This is a genomic window from Cyclobacterium xiamenense, from assembly GCF_009467825.1.
Taxonomy (GTDB): Bacteria; Bacteroidota; Bacteroidia; order Cytophagales; family Cyclobacteriaceae; genus Cyclobacterium; species Cyclobacterium xiamenense.
Genome location: NZ_WIOK01000005.1, coordinates 159,686 through 186,676, shown reverse-complemented (window position 1 = coordinate 186,676; position 26,991 = coordinate 159,686). Strand labels below are relative to the sequence as shown.

The window sequence follows — 26,991 nt, the reverse complement described above, 5'->3', positions numbered from 1 at the left end:
TGGTTTTTAAGAACTTGTTTTTGAGTTTTTCAGCAGACCAGTTGGGAGAAAAATGCCTTAACGGATGCGATCAAGACGCTCAGACCGCCCGCCGTCGGTAGCGGTTGCTGCCAGCGCATGCATCGAACCGGGCATCTGCTGTCTCCAAGGCATCGCTAAACAAGAACAGCGAAATCCGGCAATAAACCGGGCATGACGTCCCCATAGAAACGCTTCAGTAGGCGCTTAATTTTTTGAGCAATTCCGGGTTTACTTCCTGCAGGTAGGCCCGAAGCTTCCTGTCCAGTTCCTCCGCCTTTCCGGGCTGGGAGGCTGCCAAATCCTGCGTTTCGCCCAGATCATCGGACAGGTGATACAATTCCAGTTTGCCCGTTTTCCAAAACCGAATCAGCTTCTCGTCTCCCCGAATCAAGGCGGAGTGGGGGTAGCCATTGCTGTACCGGTGAAAAACCAGGAAATCATTTTTTCGCTGGACCTCCCCGCTTCCTTGCGATTGCAGCAGGCCCACAAAACTTCCTCCATCCAGGTTATCCGGTAGCCGACCGGTATATCCGGCGAGGGTAGCGAGCGTTGGCAAAATATCCCAACCGCCTACCGGTTCCCGACTGGTACTGCCCGCTGAAACCCCGGGACCTTTTACGATAAAGGGAACGCGTATCCCTCCCTCGTAGAGGGTCCATTTACCCGCACGAAGCGGGGCATTCCGCAGGGGGCGATCGAAGGTATCCGGATGCCGCAGTTTTTGGAGAGAGGGCACCGGGGGCAGCATTTCCACGGACCCATTGTCCGCCATCAGCAGGATGTAGGTGTTTTCGGAGATGCCCAGAGAGGCTACCCTATCCAAAACCTGCCCGATGGTGTGATCCATGTCCTCCAACATTCCCGCCCAGGCCGGATGCCTATGCTTCACTCCTTTTGGTTTGTTCCGGTATTTCTCCAGCGTAGCTTCCCGGGTTTGCATGTCTATGTGTACGGCATAGTGCGATAGCTGCAGGTAAAAGGGGTTTCCCGCACGCACCTGCCTTTCCATAAAGTTGATGCCCCTTCGGGTGATGGAGGAACTACGTTTGGGATCATTGGTAAGAAATACCGCCTCCCATTTATCGTCCTTTCCGGTCATTAAATTGCCGTGTGCATTCCGGGTATCGCCGTCGCTTTCGTCAAAACCCAAATCTTCGGGGAAAATTTCCGCCCGCAAATCCCATTTACCAAAGTGCGCGGCCCGGTACCGGGTATCAATGCCTTTCAGCATCGATGGAATGGTCAACTGGGGAGCATTCGACCGGGGATCATGCGCAGCCGGGAAGGTCTCGTCCCCCAGTCTGGCAGGTGTTTGTCCAAACAGGATGCTTCTTCGGGTGGGCGAACAGATGGCGGCAGGCGCATAGGCACGAGTAAAGCGCATCCCCTCCCGGGCCAGGCGATCCATGGAAGGCGTTTCAAAGAAATCGCTTTTGGATGCTGGAATCCGCTCGTCCATGCCGATGGAAGTGCTACTCCACCCCTGGTCATCGGTGAGGATAAATATGAAATTGGGAGGAGCTGCTTTCTTCGTAAGCTGGTAGCGAGCAGAACCTGAGGAACCGAAAACCAGCAAAACGAATAACAACAAGATCAAACGGCTATTTTTCATGATTATTGGGCTAAATATTTTGGCGTCGCAGGGTTTTATCTATCGAATTCTATTGAGAAAAATTACCGGATGATTTTTCAAAGTACCGGAGTCTGGATTGCATTTCGGGTGGTAATTCGTCCTTTGCTTCAATAAACAATGGGGAACCATCTCTGATAATTCCCAGGATACTGCTTCCTGAATCCTTACCGGAAAAGGATTGATCCCGTAAACGAAGTGCCTTTCCATGGGATGAAAATACCGTTTCTGTTTTTTCATTTTGGATGAGTAGGCCAGGTGCTGATGCTGAATCCAACGATGCGCTAATTTTCCAGTTTCCAATTTCGATCTCTGCTATTCCATTGCGAAGCGTGCCGGAAAGTAACTCGGATTCATCCATTTCCTCCGCGACTTGGATCACGCCAAAAAATCGCATCTTGGTGGATTTTTTTGTTGGGGTTGCGCTGAGATGGAATTGGTTATCTTTGTAGGATTTCACACGACCATCCTCCCCGACCGATTTTCTCCAATTCACGGCTGCTACGTCAAACGTATCCCTGAAATGAAAAGACAGGTCCGCTGAAGCCCATAGCCGTCCCATTCCAATTGCATTTTCCTGCTGAACCCTAAAGGTTTGATTTTTCGTGTCAATTTCCATTGCTTCAAGGCTGTGGATAAGCCAAGACCAATTCACCGCTTCGCCGGCTTCAAGTTCATCGTAAACAAGGATTACATCGGGTTTGAGTAAAACAAGGTGCCTAATATTTTTTACGACCGAATAATCCTCTTCGGTCTCCTTACTCTGGTAGGCCCGGGAGGCATCCCCTTTGGCATAAGCAAGGTCGTCTCCCTGCAAGAACCGGGCAATCCACCCAAAAGCCTCCGTACTATAGGGCTGTCCGTTGCCATCTACCACTATCCCGTTCTGACTCTTTGTATGCTGGTACCAGCCGGTACGATGGGGATCATTCATGGATACCTTGTAACCGGTCCGGTAGAACAGCTTCTTCCCTCCAATTAAAATATTAAATACATTCTGATCGGATAGCATGTGCCCATACGAACCAAAGGGGCTGGAACGCATGGCTACCATCAGGTTATTTTTTTTGTTGGCAACGTCACTGTGCATGGCTACCACGCCAATATCAGTGGAAGCCTTCCCCATTGGCAAATCGGGAAAAGAGACTGGATCCGGGATGGGCAAATCGCGGGTTTTCGTAAGGCGTACCCACCGGAGCGTGGGATGCTCCGCAAGGGAAGCACGTTCGTATTTCATGGATTCATTTGCGTACCAGGCGGCTTTGGTATCCTTCCTGAGCTTTGCCAGCTCCAGAGCAAAGGCAACATAATCTGTACCCGGACTACTCAGTTCGTCCGAATTATCTGCAAAACCATCGGAAGCCGAACCGGGGGGGATGTGGTAAATCATCCAGTCTACCTGACTTGCGTACCAGGGGTGTGCCTGTACGAAATCAAATCCAGTGATTTTTTTTATGGATAAAGGTATATCGATCAACGTTTCCATATTCATTCGGAAATAGGAAACGCCCTCGGCCCAGCCTCCATCGTGGCCACCCAAAACAGGTGCCCTTGCCAGAAACAATTCATAGGCATACGCCAACCATTCTGCTGCCTCCGGTTCATCCCCGTAAACGGCCAGGCAGGTTTGAAAAAAGTAATGAAGAATATGCTGCCATACATGTCCGCTCAATACCCTTGCCTCTATGTTGTTAATCCAACTCGTGTAAAAATGGGAGGCCCTTGGTTTGATCGCCTGAATCAACGCTTCTTTTTCAGTATCACTGAGTTTGTCATAAAAGGTATCGAAAACCAGCGCCATTGCTACCATACAGCGTGAATCGCCAAAATCGTTGACACTCGATACTCCCCTGGGCTCCCAGGTGGCTACTTCGGAAGCAATTTGGATGGCTTTTTCGGCAAATTCTTCGTTTCTACTTAAAATGTATGCTTCGGATAGGGATACTACCGCATAGTAAACCCGACTACCCAGTTCCTTACTGGCATCAAGCCGGAGCTTTTTGTCCTGGCTTTCGTCTGCTCCTGTACGCGTTGGTAGTCCTTCCTGCTCGTTAGGGATACTCTCCAGAAGTACTTTTTCTGCTTTCGCTAAAATGAACCGAATATCTTCGTTAAGCTCCAAATTACCTAACCTGGAAAGATCAGCTGCGGAAGCCAACACCCTTGGATGCGCTTTTGGCAACGCCTGTAAAAATTCGTTGGCGTCAGGCGAAACGATCTCAACGGCCAATGAATCGACCAGGAAATGTTGCTTTTCAGACCATTCTTCCCCGGATTTTCTAAACTGCCAATACCAATTTCCGGATGCCAATTTTTCATGAGGATTAAACATGGCCCAGGGAATATCTCTTATTTCGTTGATACGATCTGGAGACGAACCTTCATTTTCGGCCCATAGTCGGATATCATACCGGATGTTCCGGCCTTTCTCTACCGGCCATCTCAAAATCGGCGGGTTTGTGCGTACGACTTTTCCTGCGGAAGGTGTGGGATAGTCCAGGTATCGGGGATATACCGCATCCAGCAGGTAGGCAGCTTTCACCGAAGACTGTTTTCCAGTACGCTCCCCGCAGCCCAAAAGAAGGAAGCCCAACAAAAAACCGCACCCGAAGGTAGAAAGCATCCTGTAGGTTTTGTTTTTTCGGCCTGATTCAGCAATAATTAAGCGGATCTTTATTTGGGTAGCTCCCATACTGTAAAGTTTCTATACCGAAAATGGGTCCATTGCATTTGCCTGAAACCTATTTTACCGTCTTGTAAAACCGGACCTCGTCCCCCATCATCTGTCCAATCGATGATTTTTCTACCGTCAATGAACATGCGAATGCTGGAATCCTCTTTTTCCAATCTGAGCGTATGGATTTTTTTGATAAAACCGGAATTCCCGGCTCCAATTGCTGAATCAGACGAAAACCACTGTTTTTCCTAAGATGGGAAATCTCCCTTAATCGAACCTATTTTTGTGAAACTTTTGTTTTTCAAATTCGACTCAGGCATTTTTTCCATGCTACTTCGCTACCTCTAGATACGCCCGAGTAAAATGCTCAATGAAAACGGGAAACCAAAAGTTTCCCGTTTTACTGCAGTTCCGTACGGTTAATATCCGGGGTTTTGTTGGAGAGGCGGCTGGGTTCGGTCTATTTCGTGCTGTGGAATGGGCCGAACCAGGTGTATCTCGGATAAGGCTCCATTTGCCTTGGTCCAGAAATTGTATTTTTTTGTTCGTTCCAACAACGTTCCCGTCCGTTTAAGATCAAACCATCGGTTGAATTCACCCATTAATTCCCGGGCGCTTTCGTCCAAAATCATGTCGATGGAAATAGTCGCCGCTGTGGCCCGGTAGGATTCGGTTTCCAGGGAACTAAGTATCTCTGGAAACTTGGCTTTTTGGGGATCCACTCCTGCGCCTACCGCCCGGTCCAATACGCGATTGTAGTAGACTTCCGCGCCACCCAGAGCGCCGCCGGTAGCTCCTTTGACGATGGCTTCGGCAGCCAACAGATAGGCTTCAGCAGATCGGAACAAGGCAAAGTCAAAGGTTCCGTGCCCGTCTCCATAAGGAATATTTGGCTCCCAGAACTTCCACATCGTGGGTCTGAATGCCGTAAGTCTGGAAATGGCCTCACCGCTGATTATCTGTTCGTGGTTCATGACCGCATACTTTTTGGTACCCCCTTCGTCAATACCCTTTTCCGCCCCAAATGCTGGCTGATTCCAGGGTGTCCAATACGCCACCGTATCTCCTACATCGTAGCTTACCGTCAGGCTTGGGTCGTCAAAACTATAGGAGAAATTGCTTACCGGCTGAAGGGCATAAATCACCCGCAGAAAATTATGGGCATACCGACTGTCTACATGCGGATCAAACAATCGGTAAACGGAAGGCGTGGGCTCGTTTTGACCCAGGTGCCGGTTATAATCGCTCGTTCTCCCGTTGCTTCCCACCAGTTCTCCGTTACCCGGAAAAATGGAATGGTAATAATTCCCCGGTTCCCGGCCATTTCCCTCCATGGCATTGGTAAGGACATCGTTGTTGAACTGAATGGCAAATACCACTTCGCTGTTTTTCGCATCCTGAGGTCCGGAATATTGGGTCAATGGATTTTCAGAACGGATCGGGAAAAGCTCCTTGTACGCATCCACTAACGGATAGGCTTCGATTACTTTGTCGGCGTAGTCCAATGCCTTGTCAAAATCATCGGGGCTCCCGCCCAGCGAATTGTCATAATTCCACCCACGCGTCAAATAAACCTTCGCCAACAAAAACTGGGCAGCCCCTTTGGTCGCCCTGCCGTAATCGCTGGCTATCTCCGGAAGATCGGCCTCGGCTTCGGTTAGGTCTTTGATAATTTGGCTGTATACGGAAGCAGCCGATTCCCTTACGACGTTGGTATTGGCCGTAATGGTCTCTTCCAAAGGCATGGGTACATCTCCCCAGGTCTGAACCAGGTAAAAATAAGTCAGGGCCCGCAAAAACTTTGCCTCTCCTACCCTTGCCGCTTTACGGGCGGGATTGGCATAGTTCACGTTCTCAGCCCTGCTGATGGCCGCATTGGTTCGACCGATTTCCCGGTAAAAGATATCCCAGGGGCCAATAAAGGTTTCTGAGGTGATGTTTAGGTAGGTATCCAGGGCTGGTCCCTGTCCCACCGCTTTTTCCGTCCATAACCCGTTTTGGAATAGGTCGGTTCCCGGCAAGGCGATGGGATACTGTAGGATAAAATCCCGTAAAAGCGGGTAACAGGATTTTATCAAATCTTCATAGCCTGCTTCGGTGGTCACATAGGAATCGGTGGTAATGTTGGAAATGGATTCTTCTTTAAGAAAATCCTGACATCCTGTGGTACTGAAAATCAGCATCAAAAACAGGAGGGCATGGGGAAGGTTATATTTTTTCATTTTTTTACTAGTTTAGGGAACAGCGGAACATTAAAAGGATGCACTTACCCCAAATTGGAAAATGGAATGCGGTACATCATCTTGATAGGTACCGGAGTTGAATTCCGGATCCATCCATGTATTTTTTTCTCTGGTGAAAACGAAAAGATTATTGGCTTGACCATACAACCTTAAGTTGCTGAATTTAATACTATTAAGTACAGTAGCAGGAAAGGTATAGCCCAGGGTCACGTTTGATATACGCCAAAAGCTGGCGTCTTTGTATTGAATGGCTTCCCGAAAGGGGTTGTTTTGCCAGACGCCGTAGTAGTCGTTCGTGGGATTGTTTTCCGTCCAATAGTTTAGGTTCAACCGGTTGTATCGATTACTAGTCAGGTCTCCCATCGTTCCCTGAAGCAAACTGTTTCGAAACTGGACTCCCTGACGGGTGTAGACGAAAACGGATAGATCCCATTCCTTATAGGTAAACATATTATTGAAACCAGCCATCCATTTCGGCAACTGATTTCCCAGAATGACCCGATCGTCGATTCCTTCCGAAGAGGAGATCAACCCATCGTTGTTTTGGTCCACTACTTTCACAGAACCGGGTACCTGCCCGTAAGCCAGCGCCTCTTCTGCTTCATCCAACTGCCATATTCCATCAAATTCATAGTAATAATTGGATCGTAGGGAATGTCCTACAAAAAGTCGGTTGGCAATATCCGCTTGCACCGTACCTCCATACAACTCGAGAATTTCGTTGTGATTGGATGAAAAATTAATGGTGGTATTCCACCTGAAATGTTGGGTTTGCACATTTACTGAGTTGACGGTCACTTCAATTCCCCGGTTAAGCAACTTGCCCACATTGGACGTCACGGCTCCAAAACCAAGGGAAGTTGGGATGGCCACGTTTTGAATCAAATCATTGGTTTCTTTCGAATAAAGCTCAACTTCTGCATTGATTCTGTTTTCCAGAAAACCCATATTGATGCCCAAGTTAAATTCTTCACTGTTCTCCCATCTCAATTCTGAGTTTCCGATATTCCTGGGAGCATAGCCAAAGGCGGGGTTTCCGTCAAAATCGTATGCGGTCCGGTTTAGATATGCCTGTGTGCTATACGGGGCTACCACGTCATTTCCTACCCGTCCATAACTTAGCCGGATTTTCAAATCGGAGAATAAATTCATGTTCTGAATAAAGGCCTCGTCTCCAATCCGGTAAGCGATGGCCGCAGAAGGGAAAAACGCCCATTGGTTGCCTTCTGCCAGGACGGAGGAGCCATCGTACCTACCCGTAAGGGTAAACAGGTACTTTTCATTAAAGATGTAATTGAATCTACCCATATACGACAAAATGGATCGTTCCACCAGGTCACTCGCCACACCATTGATCTGCGCCGCCGTATTTAGGGCATAAAAGCTTGAATTATAGGCCAGGTTTTCGACCCGAATGCGAGAAGTTTCAAACCTTTCTTGAAGTGCACTTTGCACGGCTGTAAAATTAAAATCGTGCATTCCGGTCTTTAACTTGTAATTCAAAATATTGTCCCAGGTGTAGGAACCATTAAACGTAAAGTCATTTCCGGCACTTGGAAGTCGGTTTAACCTGCTTTTGGAATCGGAACCACGGAATTCGCCCCTTCGGCTATTAAATACAGAAGCCGACATGGAAGACCGAAAGCTAAGGCCTTCAAAAGGAGTCAATTCCACGTAGGCATTCCCTAAAAAGCTGGAAACGCGCGTTTCGTCCTGGAAGTTTTTGGCAGCTACCTCCGTCAGGGGGTTGTTGACCTGTGTGTCTTTGATTCCCATCCAGAAGGCATAGCCATCTACATTTTTATCGTTCGTTTCCGTAGGGTTAGTCAAATCATCGTAGTATATGGTACCCGTTGGCCTTGCCCGGTAAGCGTTTCTCAACGTCTCAAACGAACCGGTATTCAGAATACTATACGTATAGTAGGTATTAAATCCCACTTTTACCACCTCGTTTAATTTGCTGTCGGCACTTCCTTTTAGGTTAAACCTTTCGAAACCGGTATGGAGTACATTGCCTTTTTCATTCAAGTAACCCGCCGAAAAATAATGGGTGGTATTCTCATTCCCTCCGGAAAGAGCAATCACATGACTGGTTTGGAGGGAAGGGTCAGTAACCTGATCCACCCAATTAACCGACCTACCGTTTTGCACATTTTCCAATTGGGCCGTTGTCCAAATCACCTGGGCATTCGGGTTTTCTGCCAGGACGACATCGTTATAGGCCGTGTAAAATTCCTGTGCATTCATCAAATCAGGCAAAAAAGCCGGGGTTTTCACCCCTGCGTACCCTTCATACGTCACTTTTGTTTTCCCTTGAACCCCCTTCTTCGTTGTAATAATGATCACGCCGTTTGCACCCCTGGCACCGTATATCGCGGAGGAGGAGGCATCTTTTAATACATCCATGGAGGCGATATCACTGGGATTTAAGGTATTCAATCTCCCTCCCATGACACCATCAATTACAACCAACGGTTCGTTGCTGAAGCCAATAGATTGCAGCCCCCGTATATCAATGGTATAATCAGCGCCTGGGCGGGAATTGATTTTGTTCACATTTACTCCAGCTACCTGACCTTGCAGTGCCTTTGCCGCCTGTACAGGATTTTGCCGGATGATGTCCTCTGAATTTACAGAGCCCACCGCTCCCGTTAAGTCGCTTTTCTTTACCTCACCGTATCCCACGACCACGACCTCCTCCAGTGCCGAGGCATCCGGCGCCAAACTGATATCGATAGTAGTTTGATTGCCTACTGTAATGCGCTGCGCCACGTATCCAATGTAAGAAAAGACCAGGGTTGCCCCTTCCTCCACCGTAAGGGAATAGTTTCCGTCCAAATCAGACACGGTTCCCGAGGTCGTTCCAAGTACCGTCACGGTTGCCCCCGGCAGTGGCTCCCCGTTTTCGTCGGTCACCTTGCCGGAAACGGTACTAGCTGCCAGTAAAACAAGGGGAACTACCGCTTCCTCATCGGATTTTTTTACGTGAATGTTTCCGTCCACTTGTTTAAATCGCAAATCGGACTGACTGGAAATGGAAAGTAAAAGTTCGTAGAGGCTCTCCCCCTCACTAGTGACTGACACCAATGGACTGTCCCGGACTTCCCTACTGGCATATACAAAATTGAACTCCGTGATGCGTTCCAATTCTTTAAAGGCTTCTTCCACCTTTACCTCGGTTAACGAAAGGTGTACTGGTACTTCTTCGATACTTTTCACCTGTGCATTGCCGTTCCAGGCAAGCAATAAGCTCATGCTGAGGCATTGTAGGGTGAAGGCGAGCGTAAATAATTTCGTCATGTAGATCACATGCTTTAGTAGGCATTTTTTCATATCTTTACAGCGTTTGTTTTGCATAAATAAACAGTTGTCGGATGAGGGATGGCCGTCCCGCATTCCGCTTAAATTCGGGGACTTACTTGTTGACGCAGGTAGGTCCCCTTTCCTTTTTGACTCTTATTTTTTCTTCATAGGCAGTACTTAGTTAAAAACCAGCGTTACCCGGTCTTTCTCGATGGTAAACTCAAAACGAGCCGAGTAGCTCAGCCCCTCCAATACGTTTTTCAGGGTTTGGTCCTGAAACCGGCCCGAAACTTCCAGATTCGGGTGGGGTGAATTGGAAAATCGAATGGAAACACCGTACCAGTTTTCCAACACCCGTTTTATCTCCCACATGGGGCTGTGGTCAAAGACAATCGTTTTTTTGGTCCATGCCAGGACCCGGTCCTGATCAAAAATTACTCGTTTCATCCCCAATTTTTTTAAATCAATTTCCACCCCTTCTCCTTTTTGCAAATCAACCGGCTGGGAAAGAACCGAATCGCGCTTTACACGCACCCTACCCGTAAGCAGCGAGATATTCATGGATTCGTTCTCGTACGCTTTGATGTTAAATGAGGTACCCAATGCTGTAGTGGAAACAGGTCCCGTTCTGACAGTGAATGGCCGTTCGGTTTCTTTTGCTACATCAAAAAATGCCTCGCCCCGCAACTCCACAATGCGCTGATGGGTTTCGAAATTTTTGATATACCGGAGCGAACTCCCAGAGTTAAGAATCACTTTGGAGCCATCTTGCAAGGTCAGGTTGGATTTTACTCCCGGGGGAGTAACGTGCTCTTCATAGATTACCGGAACCTCGGCTATCTTTGGGACCGGCTGAGGAAAGTAAAAATTAATCAAAAAAGACACCGAAAATGCCAAAAGCAGAATCCCTACCAATCGGTAAAATTGCGGGAAGCGGCGCTGACTGGACACCTTCTTTTTCTCAAATTGCCTGAGCGTACTGGAGGAGTCTAACGGAATGACCTTTTTGTCGGAATACCCCTGTTGAATTTCGTTTAGCGCATGATCGATGTTTCCCCAAGCCTGTTCAATACGGGAATCGTCTACCATTCGTACATTTCTCGACAGGTGTAGCACCAGTTTCCGAGCCATCACGATTTCTGCGTGTTTTTCAGGATTTTCCCGAAGATACGCCTCCCAATAGGATTTGGTACCCGTATCGGGTGACACTACCCATTTTTGGAACTCGGGGTCCAATACAAAATCTTCTGTTTTATAACTTCGCTTACACATAACAACCGGTGTTCGTCTACTAGAGACGTATCGGGTAAAAAGTTATCCCCCGAAAGCGAAATATTTTTGATTTTTTTTACAGGAAGAGATGAAGTACCAATCCAAGCGTAATCAGTAGCTTCTTCAAACTGCTAAGCGCCTTCCAGGCAAGGGTATACACGGAACGCAAATTGATTCCCATCATTTTGGACACTTCTTCGTAAGAAAACTGTTCAAAGAATAGCAACTGTATGACTTGCTTTTGCCGAAAAGGGAGTTTTTCCAAACTACCGGCCAATTTTACCTGAAGATAGTGCTCACGCTGTATGCCGGCCTGTTCACTTTCGAAACTTTCTAGTCTAACGGGTAGTGTGTTTTCCAGAAGCGCTTCCGTTTTCCATTTGGATCTCTTTTTGCTTTCTCGGTAAAGTTTATGGGACAGCGATCGAAAGAGATATGCCTTCACATTTGCTGCCTTTCCCAGGGTATCGTGGTACTTCCACAAATCTATAAAGACTTCCTGTATGCAGTCCTGCACAAAATCGGTATCGTTTGCCAAAGTCAATCCATACACAAAAAGTTCATGGGCAAATGCCCGGTACAAACCTTCCAAACCCTTTCTATCTCCTTTTTGCAACAATAGCCAAAGCCCATCGTAGTCGGTAAAGGAAATTATGTTTGCCTCGGATTTCACAATGGATATTTTGGGTTATTACTAGTTGAATTTCTAATAATCGGTATAATTTGAAAAATTAACAAATCTTATTCACAAAAACCCATTTATTCGCTAACCGGAAGTAACCGACGTACGATCAAAAGAAGGAATGGCCCTGTTGCCATCAAAATAATCCATTCACTACCGTTTTTTTTGTAGCGGAGTATTTTCAGACAACCCGATCCAGTTTTCTCATTTTGCGCCATAAACAGCATACCTTGCGGCAGGGCGAACGCTGCAATCCCCTCATAAATAAGTGCCAGTCCTTTCTTTTCACCCATAAATTCTCTAAAATTATACCAAACCAGGGATAAACTTCCTCGTCCGATCCTACAGTAAAGGGAACAGAACCGAAAAAAAGCCGTTACCACAATCCTTCGAAAACCATGAAAACAATGACCAAAATAGGCAAACCATTTATTTTTTCTTTCTGTCTTTTCACCCTCGCCTTCTGCTGTCAATCACCGAAAAGCAATCATGAAACGCCTGAAACCATGGAAGAAAGCTACTATTCCCTGGAAGATTTTGACCGAATAGAAAAAATCGATGCCCATGTACACCTAAGAACGGATTTCGATACCGTCTTTATACGTCAGGCAGCCCGGGATAAGTTTAGACTGCTGAACGTAAGTGTGTATACCTCTCCAAAACTCACGCCGGAAGCGCAAGAAAATTTTTCGTTGAAACTCATCGGCCAATATCCGGATATCGTCACCTATGGCACGACCTTTTCACTGGAGGGATTTACCAACAACGATTGGGAAAGGAAAACCCTGGACTATTTGGAAAAATCAATTGCCAAGGGGGCCATAGCAGTAAAGGTATGGAAAAATATAGGCATGGAGCTGAAAAATGAAAAAGGCGAGTTGGTAATGATTACCGATCCTGCCTTTGATTCCATCCTGCAGCTGTTGGTGGAAAAAAAAATTACCCTGTTGGGCCACCTGGGCGAACCAAAAAATACCTGGCTGCCACTGGAGGAAATGACGGTACAAGGCGACCGGGATTATTTTCGGGAAAACCCCAAGTACCACATGTATAATTTTCCCGATCTTCCCTCCTATGAGGAACAGATTGCTGCCCGGGATCAACTGCTGGCCAATAATCCCGATCTGAGATTTGTTGGAGCCCATTTGGGAAGCCTGGAATACGACGTGTATGAACTGGCAAAGAGGCTGGATTCCTTTCCCAATATGGCGGTGGATATGGCCGAACGCATCTCTCACCTGCAACACCAGGCTGTCACCGATTGGGAAGGGGTGCGCGACTTCATCATTACCTACCAGGACCGACTCCTCTATGGAACGGATTTGCGCGCCGGTGCATCGGACATACAGGCGAAGGGATTAACGGAACCGGAAGAGATTTCGGAACATGCCCATCAGGTTTGGTTACGACATTGGCAATTTTTTACCGGGGACCAGGAAATGCAGGTACCAAAAGTCACCGGTACCTTCAAGGGATTGAAATTGCCCAAGACGGTGGTAGATAAAATTTACCGGTACAATGCCGAAAAATGGTATCCGGGGATCCTCCAGTAGACTTCACGACGTGTTACATTTCAAATAAAAATTACGATGAATAATCTTGACCGCAGAAATTTCCTAAAGCTTTCAACGCTAGCACTGGGAGGTATTACAACAGGCTTACTATCCAATCAATCGATGGCTTTGGGTCTCAAACGGAATCTGAGACTGGGTTTTGTGGGTATTGGGGGTAGAGGCTCTTACCACCTGGACACTGCACTTGGAATTACCGGGGTAGAAATCCCTGCCATTTGTGACATCGATCCCAAAAACCTGTACCAGGCCAAACGGTGGATTGAGGAATCCGGTCAACCGAGCCCCAGGCTTTACGATAAGGGACCAACAGATTTTATTCGGTTATGCGAGGAGGAAGAGCTGGACGCCGTGATTTGCGCCACCCCCTGGGACACCCATGCTCCGGTATGTCTGGCGGCCATGAGAAATGGAAAACATGCGGCTTGCGAAGTGCCCATTGCCCAGACACTGGAAGAAGCATGGGAATTGGTAGAAACCTTTGAAAGCACCGGTAAGTGGGCCAGTATCGTATTGGGTGGTTTTGGAGACCTAACCATGTTGAATATGGTGCGAAAAGGATTATTAGGGGATATCCTCCATGTAGAAAGTGGCTACATACATGACCTGAGGATGGTGAAGTTTAATCCCGAAGAAGAACCGTGGAGATTGCAGCCCGCCATCGATAAAAACGGCAATCTCTACCCCGACCATCCCATGAGAAACATGATGCCGGTGCTGGATATCAACCATGGGGACCGGTTTGACTACCTGGTCTCCATGAGTACGAAATCGGGAATGCTCAATGAATATGCCAAAGCCCAGTACGGAGAAAAACATCCGTATGCGACGAAAGAGATGGCGCTAGGGGATTACAATGCCTCACTTATCCGAACCGTAAAGGGGAAAATGGTCACCCTTAACCACGACACGCATACCCCCCACCCCCGGGAAAGTTTCCGACTTCAGGGCTCAAAGGGAATTTATTTAAAGGAAAGGGATGCCCAGCGAATTTATATTGAAGGTAGAAGTCCCAGGGAACATCAATGGGAACCCGCAGCGCCGTATCTGGAAGAATATGCACATGAAATTGTGAAAAACTACGCTCCTCCCGAACGCAAAGGAGGAGCCATCCGCGGACATGGCAGTGGAGGCATGACCCAAACGCCAATCAACTGGCACCGACTGGTACTTGCCTTGCAGGAAAATAAACAGCCGGACTGGGACGTGTACGATTCGGTAACCAGTGCTGCCATTATTCCGCTTACCGGAACCTCCGTAGCTGACAAAAGCAGACCGGTGGATTTTCCTGATTTTACCAAAGGAAAGTGGGAAACAAGAACCCCACTTTATTCCTGAAAAAGATTCCCTAAAATAATTAATCGATTATTGAAAAACTAAGTCTGCAGGTCTGTAACAAGACCAACCAAGGGGGACAACCCGTGGACAAAATCAACCATCTCGTTTTCCAACCCCGTAGTGGATTGAATCGGTACTTTGATGGAAAACATTCGTACTTCTACTATAGCCACGTTTTGACGTATCAAAAACCCAGGTTTTTTGAATCAATCAGTTCGACCATTCGTTTCATTTTTTTCTGAATGACCTTGAAATGATGCGCGTCTTCCTCCGATATCAGGGAAATGGCCTCTCCCTCTGAACCCGCCCTGCCTGTCCGACCGATGCGGTGAATGTAATCCTTTGGGGAACGAGGCAATTCGTAATTAACCACATGGGGTAAAAACTGGATATCGATACCCCGGGAGGCGAGGTCGGTGGCCACCAAAACCCGTAGGTTTCCCTGTTTAAAATTCCGAAGCGATTCCGTCCGGGCCGCCTGACTTTTATCCCCATGAAAAGACTGGGCCTGTATTCCGTGTTTTTTTAATTTGGCGGCGAGGTTATCTGCCGCCCGTTTGGAACTGGCAAAAACCAACACCTGGGTCCAGTTTCCCTCGCTGATTAGAAACCGCAATAAAGGCCCCTTGTTTTCGGGCGTGACCAAATAGGCCGATTGCTTGATTTGAGCAGGGGAAACGGTATCTTGCCCGATTTCTATCCGAACCGGTTGGTAAAGCAGGTTGGCTGATAAGCTGGCTACTGACTCCTCCGTCGTCGCAGAAAAAAGGATGTTCTGCCGTTTTTTGGGCAATCCGGACAAGATTTCATCCACTTCTTCCTTAAAGCCCAGGTTCAGCATTTTGTCGGCCTCGTCCAAAACCAGTATTTCCAATGCGGACAAGTCCACGGCCTTTTTTGAAAGCAAATCCAGCAAGCGACCGGGGGTCCCGATCAGGATGTCGGTTCCGTACAGGTGTATCATTTGGGGATTGATGGACACCCCACCATACACCGCCATGGATTTTACCTTCCTTGGCAAGCCGTTCGTAAAGGTTTTTACCGTTTGATCAACCTGAATGGCCAATTCCCGGGTAGGGACCAGCACCAGCACAGCGACAGCCCTACTTTTTACAGCAGTTTTCCCCTGAAACATTTCCAGGATCGGCAATACATAGGCAGCCGTTTTTCCAGATCCTGTTGGAGCCAGGCCCCAAATGTCTCTCTTTTTTAGAATGGCAGGTATCGCCTGGATCTGAATGGGAAAGGGATTTTCGTATTTTGCCTTGCTTATTGCTTCCTGTAGTGGTGTTGAAAGACCGAGATCGGTAAAGCCCATGGATACATTTTTGGCCAAAGGTAAGTATTATTTATTAGGATCGGTGTTTGGCCGGATAGTTGGAATGGCGACTGGTTCGGAATGGAAATCAACCAAACGGCAATTGTGACTCCGATTTCCTTTAAAGCAAAAAACATGAAAGCCTAAGGTTTTCATGTTTTTTGCTCAATTTTCAGATTCAATCAATAGCCCGGGTTTTGTTCCAATGCGGGATTGATATCGATTTCGGACTGGGGAAATGGAAAAAGGTAATGTTTAGCCGGATCAAATGCCCTTCTGACACCAGAACCGGGTTCCACCAAAGTGGGAATGTATTCTTCGGCGAGCCGCCACCTTTTGATGTCCCGGTACCGCATGCCTTCAAAGGCAAATTCCACCCTTCTTTCATTTCGGATTCTGTCCCTCATTTCATCCTGGGTCAGGCCATCTGGGAGCGTAGGCATACCCACGCTTTCACGAGTTCTGACAGCGTTCACCGCATCATAGACGGCTTGGGTGGGGCCGTTCAGTTCGTTGGTAGCTTCCGCAAAATTAAGCAACACTTCTGCATATCGGATCAATACCCAATCCTGCTCACTTTTGGTGGAATAATCGATTGGCAGGGTCTCCACATTGCCCCCCTTGGCAGGCACTAGTCCGGTCATGGAAACACCGTTATAGGCAAATTCCACTACTTCACCTGATTCTTTGACAGCCGGGTCTTCAAATGCCCTCATGGTTTTTCCCAATCGGGGATCCCTGTTCAGTTTCCAGTTATCAGGGTCATATAAAGGAGATTCCGAGATAGGCAGGCCATCGACAGTTTCAAAAGCATCCCGTAATTCTGTTCTGGGATTCCATCTCCCATGCCATAGGATCCTGATATCTTGGTTGCTGAAATTATCCGGGTTCAGGTATTTTGTTGAAAACATGATTTCAGGATTGTTGCTTTGACCTTTCGCCAGGAACAGGTCCTGCCATTGGTCTTGGTACAAGCTAAACTGGCCTTCAGTCATTACCTGGGATGCAGCTTGAGCCGCAGCCGCCCAATCGGACTCATATAAATGTACCCTACTTTTTAAGGCCAGGGCAGAACCTTTTACCGCATGTCCGCTTGAACTGTAATCTGTATTGGGAAGACTGGAAATGGCCACATCCAAATCAGCCAAAACCTGGTCAATGACCTGGTCCCTGGTGCTTTTTGGCACTTTTGCTTCTTCAGCCGACACGGTAGAAGTATAGAGGGGTACACCTCCATAAAAATCCGCGAGGGTAAAATAGAAGAAAGCACGTAAAAAGAGAACTTCTCCTTCGTACCGGGTGATCCTTTCCATTGGCATATTCACTCTTTCGATGTTCTCTAAAAAATAATTACAGGTAGCGATACCTTGGTAACATTGATTGTAAATATTAGCTAAGAGCCCGCCGGAAACCGCTTCCATTATACCCGTAGCAAAAGTTCCGGTTGAAGCCGCTCCCAGACTTTGACCTCCTTCATTCGCATCGCCTGCCATAATGGCCAGATCATAAACACCTTCATGATTAAAGGTATTGCTATTGAGCCTGGAATATACCCCCGCTAAAGCCAAATCGGCATCCTTCTGTGAATCCCAGAAAGTGGGGCCGGAAATTTGTGTAGTCGGATTCCTTTCTAAAAAATCCGTACATGATACCGCAAACAACACGACAACTCCAATAAGGAAGTTGTTGACATATAAATTTTTGACGTATTTCATAATGAGTTAGTATTTAAAGCGTGACTTTTAGGCCTAAAGTGTAACTGGTGATCTGAGGATAGGCCTGAAACCAGTGGGTATTGGCCCTTTCAGGATCAGATCCCGGCCAATCGGTAATGGTAAACAAATTATCGCCTGACATGTAAAGCCTGGCAAACTTTAACCCGATTTGCTCACTTATCCGGGAAGGAAGGTTATAACCAATAGCAAGGTTTTTTAACCTAAAGTAAGAGGCATCCATCAACCAATAAGAATTCCGGGTACCGGTCACCGGAGCATAACCGGAGATATACATGGCGGGATGGGCATTGGTAGAACCCTCACCAGTCCACATGTTTTCAATGAAATCTACAGGAGGAGGAGATCCCTGAATATAAGGTACCAAACCCCATGATAAGCCCTGAGTACTCTGCTTATAGCCTTCCAAACCTTGGAAAAAGGCATTTAAATCAAAATTTTTCCAGGAAAGATTGATTGTACTTCCGTAATGAAACCGGGGATAGGCTCCATCCATAACAACGCGATCGTCGGCGTTGATTACTCCATCGTCATTTTGATCCACAAACTTCAAGTCACCTGGCTTGGGGTTAAACTGATGCTGGGGACTGTTCGCAATTTCTTCTTCATTCTGGAAAATACCATCCCATTCCACCATAAAATGAGAGTTAAAAGGAAGCCCCTCCTGAATCGTATACCTACTTCCATAAACAGGTGACAATATCCTCAATACTTCATTTCTGAAAGTAGAGAAATTGGCACTAATATTATAGCCAAAATCACCGAATTGCTTCATGGAGCTCAGTTCCAGCTCGATGCCAGTATTTCTCATTTTGCCATAATTTACTGTGGGCGGAGAAAGTCCTACACTCGCCGGTATCGGTACATTGTATAGAATGTCATCCGTAACCTTGTCAAACCAATCGAAGGTAACATTAATTAATCCCTCTTTCATGGAAAGATCGATTCCTATGTCAGTCATGGTGGTGGTTTCCCATCTCAAATTGGGATCCACCAATCGGTTGACAAAAGCACCGGGATGGGCGGTATTGAAAGGGTAAGAGGTGGTGGTCAAAACTTCCTGAAAAGGATAAAGCCCTACATTTTGATTACCCAGCTGTCCCCAAGATCCCCTGATTTTGAGATTATCTATCCAGGCGTTCTGCTGCAAAAACGGTTCCTGTGAAATCCTCCATCCTGCTGACATGGAAGGAAACACTCCCCAGCGGTTATCGGGAGAAATCCTGGAAGTTCCATCGTAGCGAATATTGGCTTCCACCAGGTATTTCTCGTTATAATCGTACATGGCACGACCAAAAAACGACATGATAGCCCATTCCTGCAAATATCCTCCGGTGGTTTGGTCCAAAGGCGCTCCGGCATCCAATTCTTTCAGAACATTGGTTGGAAAATGCACTCTTGATCCCCTTAGCTGACGATTGGAGCTGTATTCCTGATTGTATCCGGCCAATATATTAATATTATGCGTTTCATTGAAAAGCCGCCGGTAATTAAGGGTGGAATAAAAGGTGGTCCACAAACCGGTATTCCAGGTTTCCCTTACCCCCAATTGCCAGGTGGAGTTATTATGCGCATAAGAACCGTCCTCGAAAAAATAATTATCCACAGGTGTTTCATGATTTTTAAGGGCACGGTTATCGTAAGAAACAGCCCCTTTCGTGTACCAAGTCAAATGTTCCATAGGTTTGATCTCCACATAAAACTGAGGCAATACGTTATAATTGATGTCCGTTTGAATGCCACTAGCATCTTGTGCATCCGGATTCCTTACGGTCCACTCCCCAATATTTGAACTGTACCTTGCTACGTATCCGGTAGAACCGTCGGGCAGGGTCATGGTAGGCGTATAATTGGGGCCAGCGCCATATATGGCCAGAATTTGATAATCCACGTTACCGTTATCCCAGTTACTTCGTTGAATATCTTTGTTGACCAGCTGAATATCTCCTCCTACCGAAATCCAATCATTAATTTTAGAGTCAACGGTAAGCCTGGCATTGTATTTTTTGAATTCATATAGGCTAGTTAAGCCAGGTTGGTCAAAATATCCTAGAGACAAACCTACCGAAGTCTTTTCATTACCACCGCTTACCCTAATCGATTGCATATTGGCAACAGCGGTTCTGAATGAATGATCAATCCAATCAAAATTGGGATAATTGATCGGGTCGTTTGGATTGTTTCGGTAGGCATCAATTTCTTCCTGACTGAAATAAGGTGCCTGACCTCCGGCCCTAGCCCTTCCCTGATTCCAGTACATCATGTAATCGGCCGAATTGCTCAACAGTTCCGGTAAACGGGTGGGTTGGTGAACCTGCACATTGCTATGAATGTCAATGGAAAGCGATCCTTCCTGCCCTCTCTTGGTGGTAATCAGAATTACCCCATTGGCAGCCCGAGCACCATAAATGGCACTGGAAGCAGCATCTTTTAAAACAGATACGGATTCCACATCATTGGGATCTAGGTTGGTCATGTCTCCGGCTATCCCGTTTATCAGCACAAGCGGCTCGCTTCCGGCGGCACTAAATGTGCCCAGGCCTCTGATTCTTAGTGAATTATTTTCACTACCTGGCTTTCCGGAATGAGAAGACACCTGCAATCCTGCCACTTTTCCCTGCAATAACCCGGCAACATTGTTTAAGGGGCGCTTGATAATCTCATCTCCTCCAACCGTGGCAACCGCCCCTGTCATATTAGCCTTCTTTTGAGTTCCGTACCCTACAACAATCACCTCTTCCAGCGAGGCAACGTCCTCATTTAAGGTAACGTCCAAAATGGACTGGTTGGAAACCTGAATGGTTTGAGACTCAAATCCAATAAAGGAAAAAACCAAGGCGGCTCCCTCCTTCACCGACAGGGAATAATTTCCATTTAGGTCGGTAACGGTACCCACGTTCGTACCCAACACCGTGATCGTAACTCCTGGCAACGGCTCTCCCTCACTGTCAACCACACGACCAGATACGTCGAGCACCGGTTGATCCTCAATGGAAACCGCAGCGGCTTCTCGATTGGATTCCATTTTCACATGGATGTTTTCATTTACCTGTACAAATTTTAGGTCGGTTTGCCGGGAGATTTCCCCCAATGCATCATAGATGGTCGGTCTTTTCTTCGTCAACGCCACCTGCTGGCTCAGGTCCACAAAATCACTATTATAGGTAAACCGAAAAGGGGTTGCTGCTTCTACTGTTTTGAAAAACGTAATCAATGACTGCGTGTCTCCAGAAACCGCTATTCGTACTTTATCTATTGTTTTCCGTTGTGCGTTTCCTGTATTCGCCAATAACAGCGAACAGCCTATCATTTGAATCAGAAAACCATGGAACATTCGTTTTGAAAAGGTCATGAGTTGCCTCTGTATATTATTTTTCATAATATTGATTGATTTAAGTGTAAGATCGCTTGAATGGTTGCCTGAAAAAGGCAGTTTGGACAGTCCCCGCATCTCCCCAGAAAGGGGACTGTCCTTTGGCTATCCTGAATCTAAATTCCACATAGGCTTTATTGGTTGTCGTTGTAAAGCAAGACACGATTTTCTTCTATCCGATACCTAAGACCCGAAGTAAGCGAAATACCTTTCAGTACATTTTCCAGGTTTTCGTTATGATACGTACCGGAGTAATTCCAGTGATCCGATACCTTTCCAGAAAAAACCAGGTCGATACCGTACCATTTTTCAAGTTTACCAACCACCTGCTCTAAATTATCAGACTGAAAAACCAATATTCTGTCTTTCCACCCGGTAATTGCTAAAAGGTCAAATCCCCTTTTTTCAGATATGCCACTTGCGTCTACCTTGACCATCTCTAGCGGCGCTAATTCCACCTGGTTTCCCTGGCTGTTTCTCACGCGCACCTTACCGCTAACCAAGGCAATTTCAAGACCCTGTCCTTCTTCCTTCACATTGAAAGAGGTGCCAAGAACGTCGATTTCGGAGCCTTTGGTTAGCACCCTAAATCGCTTTGGATCCTTTTTTACTTCGAAAAATGCTTCACCCTTTAATTTCGCCCAGCGCTGTTCGCCGGAATGGTTTTTCGGATAGGTCAGTTCACTTTCGGCATTCAGAAACACACGGGTGCCATCTGACAGTGTAACAATGGATTTCTTTCCCTTCGGTACCGCCCTGGTAATCCACTCTTCGTTTATTTCGCTGCTCGCAACCGTACCTGCCTCATAAAATATCTGCACGTATATCATGGACGCACAAAAACCAAATAAAATCAACGCGACCATGTTCTTGAACTTAAAAAACGGCAGGGACTTTTCCTTTGCCGAAGTGTCCTCACAGTTGTCGTTATCGGACTTGATGCTGTTTTCAAAAATCTCTACGTAAGCGGCGTTGCCGATTTCGGGTTCTTCCCGGTATTTCACCGATCGAATAAGCGAAGCGGCTTTTAGCACTATAGCTCGCTTATCTGGATTTTCCCGAATCCATTTCTCCCAAAAATGACAGTTATTTTGATTGGGGTTTTTGATCCATTGAATGAAGAACTCATCCATTAGGAAATCTACAATATCGTATTCGCTGTATTTCATTTTTCCGTTACATCACGTTTTTAACCAACCCCTATTTTTTTAAAAGGACTCTTATCGAGGATAAGGCACGGTAAACCAACTTTCTGGCAGATTTCACTTCGTTAAAGTCCATAGCCTGTGCAATTTCCTGATAACTCATTCCCTCCACGTACAATAATAGGAGGGCTTGCCTTTGCCGGGTAGTAAGCTGATTCAATGCTTCCTGAACTTGCTGCACTTTTTCGCATTCTTGCTCCTTCTGTATTAAAATGGCCTCGTGTGAAAGTGAAATCGGAAACCCCTCCTCTTCCTTCACACCTACATACACTCTATTGGATTCCCGGATTTTCTTTCGTATTTCGTTTTTCAGGCAGGTAAACAGGTACGCCTTGCAATTTTTCACATTGGTTAGATCCCCCCTTTTTTTGCGCAGCTGTATGAAGACATTTTGAATGCAATCCTTCACGAGCCCCTTGTCTGTGGAAATTTGGCAACCGTAACGGAACATGAGACCAATATGGATTCTATATAAATAATTAAAAGCCAACTCGCTGCCTGCATTCAACGCCATCCAGATTTCCTCGTCGGTTTTGGTATGAAAGTGATGAATGGGTTCGCTATGGGGAAACGAGGAAAACGGAAGTTCCCGCCCGGAAGCTTCTTTGGATGTGGGTTTCATTGGGTTTAGATTTTAGGTTGGCTTTCTAATATAAAGAGAAAAAAACAATAAAAACGACCCCACATAATTTTTTATTTTGTTAAAAAATTTTGTATCAGAATAAAATTTTGATTGTAGTTAATATAAAAAAATATAATAAAAATACTCACCAATATACGTTAATATACCAATGATTATTTTAAAAAAGGATGACATACAACAATAAAAACATAGTGGAAATTACTATTTTCGAAAAAAAACTATGAAATATAGGTCCTTAAATCACCCGACTGTCCGTCTGCCATGGATCGGGGTTGGGTCCCATGGTTTCCTTAAGCGACCGGGGGTCCCGATCAGGATGTCGGTTCCGTACAGGTGTATCATTTGGGGATTGATGGACACCCCACCATACACCGCCATGGATTTTACCTTCCTTGGCAAGCCGTTCGTAAAGGTTTTTACCGTTTGATCAACCTGAATGGCCAATTCCCGGGTAGGGACCAGCACCAGCACAGCGACAGCCCTACTTTTTACAGCAGTTTTCCCCTGAAACATTTCCAGGATCGGCAATACATAGGCAGCCGTTTTTCCAGATCCGGTGGGCGCCAGGGCCCAAAGGTCCTTCTTTTTCAAGATCGCAGGTATCGCCTGGATCTGAACGGGAAAGGGATTTTCGTATTTTGCCTTGCTTATTGCTTCCTGTAGTGGTGTTGAAAGACCGAGATCGGTAAAGCCCATGGATACATTTTTGGCCAAAGGTAGGTAGTATTCTTTAGTATCGGTGTATTACCGAATACATCGAAAGCCAACAGGTTCCGAATGTATGATAAGCCAAACGGCAATCGGCAGGCTGATTCCTTTAAAGAAGAGAATACGAAAACCTCAGGCTTCTAGTTGATTTTATTGATTATCAAATTTCAACGTAAATTTCCTGCTGGTGGAATTTTCTGCCGTAGGAAAATCATCTGGTATGGGTTGAGTAACCTTTCCTGTTGCCGCCCATTCCGCTCCTCTTAAAAATGACGTGATAAAACCAACGCTTTCGATTGAAAAATCATCGTGCCCCAGCGTGGTATGAAATACCCGCCCTTTGCCGTAGTCCAACACCATCAGCATGGGTTCGTGCCGGTCAGTAGGCGCTTTGCCTGAAACATCCTTACCGGTAGCCAGTACCGTCATGTTCTCGGCCGGTCCACGCAATTGAGAATAGCATTCATCCTTGGTGGTTAGCCATACTTTCGGCATTCCCCTGGTGATGGGATGATCTTTCTCACGAATGGTGATGGGAAAAATATGGCTAGGTCCATGGGCACCGCCTTTCCCCGGTGAAGGATCTCGTACCAGCTCGCCCTCATTCGTATAATACACATAAGGTCCATCTTTTTCAGTACGGTCACCCCAGCCTCCCAGGCCAATCATTTTATTGTATTCCAGCCAGTCTGGAAAAGAATTGTTTGCAGCGTGAAAGGAGACAAAGCCTCCGCCGGAGGACATGTATTCTTCGAAGGCTTTTTGTGTTTCCTCCGGCCAATCTGCGGCCTTCCAGCCAAAGTTGGAAATCACCAGGTCATAATTTTTGAATTCGGGGGTGAAATCCGGATCATGCTGCGGGGTTTCCAGCTCTGTGGTTGCGCTCAGTCCCGCCAATGGCAAGTACTTCCTTTCCCTTTCTGCTCTCCAGGTAAACCTTGTTCTGTAAATATCTACCCGAAAAAGCCCCGTTTCTTCCAGGTACTGCTTCATCATTAGCGTAGCTTTTGGCCAAACCTCATGGTTATTCTGACCGTCAACGATCAACGCTTTTAAAGGGGCTTTTTCTCTCAATTCATGATGACGTATGGTTGAGCTCCCATTCTCCATCCAGAAGCTTTTAGCAACGGCATGGACACTAAAATTTATTGAAAGCAAGCACAGTACAAGATAAGACAGGAATTTCATAGGGTACGTTTTGGATTTTTTGGAATAAAGAAATCTTGATTAAAACCGTTCCACTTGGCTATTTATAGGGTAAAGTTACTTATTTAAAACACTGGGCACCGGAGCATGTACGGCTGCTACCCAATTTCTAAGTTTTTCCAACAGTTTTAGTGCCATTCCGGTTTCGCTGCCAGAAAGGTCGTCTTGCTCTGAACTATCCGTTCTCAGATTAAACAGTTCATAGCGATCGTATTCGTAATAATAAATCAATTTCCAATCGCCAGCCATGATTACCGAAGAGGGTACCGCACGCCAGAAATTTTTGGTTCCATCGAAAGCTGGCAATACCTCCACACTACCTCCCAGGTAAAGCGGAAAATGGAAAAAAAGTGAACGATCCCTGTCGAATGGCTCTCCTTTAAGAATTGGTACAAAGGAATCACCGTCCACCGGCTGGTTTTGCGGCAACTCCGCCGAGGCGATTTCTGCAAACGTGGGCATAAAATCAACACCCGTTACGGGAATGTCGGATTTCGAACCGGCTTGGGTTACACCCGGCCATTTAATACAAAACGGTACCCGGATTCCCCCTTCGTAAAAAGTGCCTTTCCCCGCCCGTAAGGGAGCATTGTCCGTAACCGATGAAAGCCCCCCATTATCCGAGGTGACGATCACAACGGTGTTTTCTTCCAGATTCAACTCTTTTAATCTGTTCAGAACCCTGCCTACACTTATGTCTATCTGCTCCACCTCTGCTGCATATACCGGATCGTACTTTTTGGCTGACCCGCCTTTGAGCTTGTTTCTGTAGTAGGTTATCCGGTCCTGTCTTGCTACGAGTGGGGTGTGAACCTCCCAATGACTGAGATAAAGAAAAAACGGATGTTCTTTATTTTCTTCAATAAAATGGAGCGCCGCATCGGTCAGCCTTTCTGCCACATGATCATCGTTGTAGTAGCGCTTTTCGTTTCCGCAATAATTGGTGATTTCCCCAATTTCACCCGCTGCGGATAACACGTCGAAACCCTGATTATCGTCCCCAATATGCCATTTTCCAAGCCGGGCGGATACATAGTTCGCCTTTTTAAGCATTTCAGCCAGTGATTCAAATTCCGGTGAAACCGTATTGATGCTCACCGGGATTGTATTGAACGTGGAGTTTTGGCCCTGAGTGGGCACTTTGAACCGCATCTTCGAAACATCGCCCCCCCTGGACAAACCCTGCGGAACATACACCTGATGACGTGGCGAGTACATACCGGTCAACAAACTCGCCCGCGTAGGGGCACAATTAGCAGCCGAAGGGTAAAATCGGGTGAAAACCATTCCCTCGGAAGCGAGTTGGTCGATATTGGGCGTTTCGTAAAATTCGGCCCCATTAAACCCCACATCCATCCAGCCAAGATCGTCGGCAAGGATGAGTACGATATTTGGTGGCGTACGTTTTCCTCCAACAGTCTGCCCTTTTGCCTCCTCAGGAGAGGACAAATTCAAAAATAAAGCTACTAAACAACTGATAATTTGGGCTTTCATTTCGTACGTGTCAAATCAATGCAAAAAGTAAAAATTATTTTCATCAAAAAACTTAGGAAATAAAGAAAAATGCCTTTTCAGGAAAAAATTAAATTTCATTCCAGGTTAAAAACAGAATTAAAGGTTAGGAAAGCCAATTTTTCTATTCTAAACGATCCGAAATAGGGAGTTCAGGAATCTTTTCCATTTATTTCATTGAATACCATGTCTACCTTAATGGTATCCCTTGGATATTCTAAAACCGATGCCCCATTCGCTGAAATCAAAATAGGGGTTTTCAAAGTCGATTTCTCCTTAATCAATACCGTCAACAGATCGGTTTCATCCATATCTTTTCCTTGAATCTTTGCTTTGAAATGCTCAGATTTCTTGTCGAAGAGATCGATTATCCGTTTGTTAAGTTTTTTGGCCAACTCTAAAATCTGGGTTGGGGTCAAATCATTTTTTGAGACATCCAATTCATTGATTACATGCTTATGTAGCGTCAAAGCATACGCATAGGCTTCCCTGTCTTCCAACTTTTTACCGTTATAAAGAAATTTGATTTCGTTTTTCTCCAATTCAAACATGGTTT

The 26,991-nt window shown here is 46.3% G+C and carries 19 protein-coding genes; 2 read left to right on the top strand and 17 right to left on the bottom strand.

The window, feature by feature from the left end; genetic code table 11:
- Positions 1–214: 214 nt before the first annotated feature.
- The 8 genes from GCU44_RS05635 to GCU44_RS05600 all read right to left on the bottom strand — a co-directional run bounded on the left by GCU44_RS05635 (position 215) and on the right by GCU44_RS05600 (position 12,301).
- Positions 215–1,633 (bottom strand): sulfatase, encoded by a 1,419-nt coding sequence (locus GCU44_RS05635; protein ID WP_154854945.1) that lies wholly within the window; start codon positions 1,631–1,633, stop codon positions 215–217.
- A gap of 49 nt (positions 1,634–1,682) precedes the next feature.
- Positions 1,683–4,193: a DUF4962 domain-containing protein gene (locus tag GCU44_RS05630; RefSeq protein ID WP_161993899.1), complete on the bottom strand. Its 2,511-nt coding sequence runs from the start codon at positions 4,191–4,193 to the stop codon at positions 1,683–1,685.
- A 131-nt stretch (positions 4,194–4,324) separates the two neighbouring features.
- Entirely contained in the window at positions 4,325–4,513 is a 189-nt protein-coding gene (locus GCU44_RS23460; protein WP_394366470.1) for a DUF1961 family protein, read from the bottom strand.
- A 234-nt stretch (positions 4,514–4,747) separates the two neighbouring features.
- A complete protein-coding gene (locus tag GCU44_RS05620) occupies positions 4,748–6,550 on the bottom strand; it encodes a RagB/SusD family nutrient uptake outer membrane protein (protein ID WP_154854938.1) in 1,803 nt (600 codons plus the stop codon).
- A gap of 30 nt (positions 6,551–6,580) precedes the next feature.
- On the bottom strand, positions 6,581–9,904 hold the full coding sequence (locus tag GCU44_RS05615; protein WP_161993898.1) for a SusC/RagA family TonB-linked outer membrane protein: 3,324 nt from the start codon (positions 9,902–9,904) through the stop codon (positions 6,581–6,583).
- Positions 9,905–10,051: 147 nt separating this feature from the next.
- Positions 10,052–11,146, bottom strand: a complete 1,095-nt coding sequence (locus GCU44_RS05610; protein WP_154854934.1) for a FecR family protein — start codon at positions 11,144–11,146, stop codon at positions 10,052–10,054.
- A gap of 76 nt (positions 11,147–11,222) precedes the next feature.
- On the bottom strand, positions 11,223–11,819 hold the full coding sequence (locus GCU44_RS05605) for an RNA polymerase sigma factor (RefSeq protein ID WP_154854932.1): 597 nt from the start codon (positions 11,817–11,819) through the stop codon (positions 11,223–11,225).
- Positions 11,820–11,905: 86 nt separating this feature from the next.
- Entirely contained in the window at positions 11,906–12,301 is a 396-nt protein-coding gene (locus GCU44_RS05600) for a hypothetical protein (protein ID WP_154854930.1), read from the bottom strand.
- A gap of 33 nt (positions 12,302–12,334) precedes the next feature.
- On the opposite strand from GCU44_RS05600, the gene GCU44_RS05595 reads away from it, so the two are divergent.
- On the top strand, positions 12,335–13,381 hold the full coding sequence (locus tag GCU44_RS05595) for an amidohydrolase family protein (protein ID WP_154854928.1): 1,047 nt from the start codon (positions 12,335–12,337) through the stop codon (positions 13,379–13,381).
- Between the two features lie 36 nt (positions 13,382–13,417).
- A complete protein-coding gene (locus GCU44_RS05590) occupies positions 13,418–14,737 on the top strand; it encodes a Gfo/Idh/MocA family protein (RefSeq protein ID WP_154854926.1) in 1,320 nt (439 codons plus the stop codon).
- A gap of 184 nt (positions 14,738–14,921) precedes the next feature.
- Here the strand turns inward: GCU44_RS05590 and GCU44_RS05585 are convergent, their stop codons facing one another.
- The 9 genes from GCU44_RS05585 to GCU44_RS05545 all read right to left on the bottom strand — a co-directional run bounded on the left by GCU44_RS05585 (position 14,922) and on the right by GCU44_RS05545 (position 26,986).
- On the bottom strand, positions 14,922–16,055 hold the full coding sequence (locus GCU44_RS05585; RefSeq protein ID WP_154855030.1) for a DEAD/DEAH box helicase: 1,134 nt from the start codon (positions 16,053–16,055) through the stop codon (positions 14,922–14,924).
- A gap of 182 nt (positions 16,056–16,237) precedes the next feature.
- Entirely contained in the window at positions 16,238–17,770 is a 1,533-nt protein-coding gene (locus tag GCU44_RS05580; protein WP_154854924.1) for a RagB/SusD family nutrient uptake outer membrane protein, read from the bottom strand.
- Positions 17,771–17,783: 13 nt separating this feature from the next.
- Positions 17,784–21,167 carry a SusC/RagA family TonB-linked outer membrane protein gene (locus tag GCU44_RS05575; protein WP_161993897.1) on the bottom strand — a complete coding sequence of 1,128 codons (3,384 nt, stop codon included), beginning with the start codon at positions 21,165–21,167 and terminating at the stop codon, positions 17,784–17,786.
- Positions 21,168–21,295: 128 nt separating this feature from the next.
- Positions 21,296–22,330, bottom strand: coding sequence for a FecR family protein (locus GCU44_RS05570; protein WP_154854919.1), 1,035 nt, complete (start codon positions 22,328–22,330; stop codon positions 21,296–21,298).
- A gap of 31 nt (positions 22,331–22,361) precedes the next feature.
- Positions 22,362–22,988: an RNA polymerase sigma factor gene (locus GCU44_RS05565; RefSeq protein WP_154854916.1), complete on the bottom strand. Its 627-nt coding sequence runs from the start codon at positions 22,986–22,988 to the stop codon at positions 22,362–22,364.
- 261 nt (positions 22,989–23,249) lie between these two features.
- The gene (locus GCU44_RS05560) at positions 23,250–23,723 is read right to left on the bottom strand and encodes a DEAD/DEAH box helicase (protein WP_241684850.1); all 474 of its coding nucleotides are present in this window, start codon (positions 23,721–23,723) and stop codon (positions 23,250–23,252) included.
- A 144-nt stretch (positions 23,724–23,867) separates the two neighbouring features.
- On the bottom strand, positions 23,868–24,827 hold the full coding sequence (locus tag GCU44_RS05555) for a ThuA domain-containing protein (RefSeq protein ID WP_394366469.1): 960 nt from the start codon (positions 24,825–24,827) through the stop codon (positions 23,868–23,870).
- 153 nt (positions 24,828–24,980) lie between these two features.
- Entirely contained in the window at positions 24,981–26,417 is a 1,437-nt protein-coding gene (locus GCU44_RS05550; protein WP_154854911.1) for a sulfatase, read from the bottom strand.
- A gap of 170 nt (positions 26,418–26,587) precedes the next feature.
- Positions 26,588–26,986 carry an arsenate reductase family protein gene (locus tag GCU44_RS05545; RefSeq protein ID WP_154854908.1) on the bottom strand — a complete coding sequence of 133 codons (399 nt, stop codon included), beginning with the start codon at positions 26,984–26,986 and terminating at the stop codon, positions 26,588–26,590.
- Between the last annotated feature and the right edge of the window lie 5 nt (positions 26,987–26,991).

Bases quoted from the DNA above. Each gene is read 5' to 3' on its own strand.
- GCU44_RS05575 (WP_161993897.1), bottom strand. From the start codon at position 21,167: ATGAAAAATAATATACAGAGGCAACTCATGACCTTTTCAAAACGAATG.
- GCU44_RS05620 (WP_154854938.1), bottom strand. From the start codon at position 6,550: ATGAAAAAATATAACCTTCCCCATGCCCTCCTGTTTTTGATGCTGATT.
- GCU44_RS05585 (WP_154855030.1), bottom strand. From the start codon at position 16,055: ATGGGCTTTACCGATCTCGGTCTTTCAACACCACTACAGGAAGCAATA.
- GCU44_RS05615 (WP_161993898.1), bottom strand. From the start codon at position 9,904: ATGAAAAAATGCCTACTAAAGCATGTGATCTACATGACGAAATTATTT.
- GCU44_RS05555 (WP_394366469.1), bottom strand. From the start codon at position 24,827: ATGGAGAATGGGAGCTCAACCATACGTCATCATGAATTGAGAGAAAAA.
- GCU44_RS05595 (WP_154854928.1), top strand. From the start codon at position 12,335: ATGGAAGAAAGCTACTATTCCCTGGAAGATTTTGACCGAATAGAAAAA.
- GCU44_RS05545 (WP_154854908.1), bottom strand. From the start codon at position 26,986: ATGTTTGAATTGGAGAAAAACGAAATCAAATTTCTTTATAACGGTAAA.
- GCU44_RS05610 (WP_154854934.1), bottom strand. From the start codon at position 11,146: ATGTGTAAGCGAAGTTATAAAACAGAAGATTTTGTATTGGACCCCGAG.
- GCU44_RS05565 (WP_154854916.1), bottom strand. From the start codon at position 22,988: ATGAAACCCACATCCAAAGAAGCTTCCGGGCGGGAACTTCCGTTTTCC.
- GCU44_RS05550 (WP_154854911.1), bottom strand. From the start codon at position 26,417: ATGAAAGCCCAAATTATCAGTTGTTTAGTAGCTTTATTTTTGAATTTG.
- GCU44_RS05580 (WP_154854924.1), bottom strand. From the start codon at position 17,770: ATGAAATACGTCAAAAATTTATATGTCAACAACTTCCTTATTGGAGTT.
- GCU44_RS05570 (WP_154854919.1), bottom strand. From the start codon at position 22,330: ATGAAATACAGCGAATACGATATTGTAGATTTCCTAATGGATGAGTTC.
- GCU44_RS05635 (WP_154854945.1), bottom strand. From the start codon at position 1,633: ATGAAAAATAGCCGTTTGATCTTGTTGTTATTCGTTTTGCTGGTTTTC.
- GCU44_RS05590 (WP_154854926.1), top strand. From the start codon at position 13,418: ATGAATAATCTTGACCGCAGAAATTTCCTAAAGCTTTCAACGCTAGCA.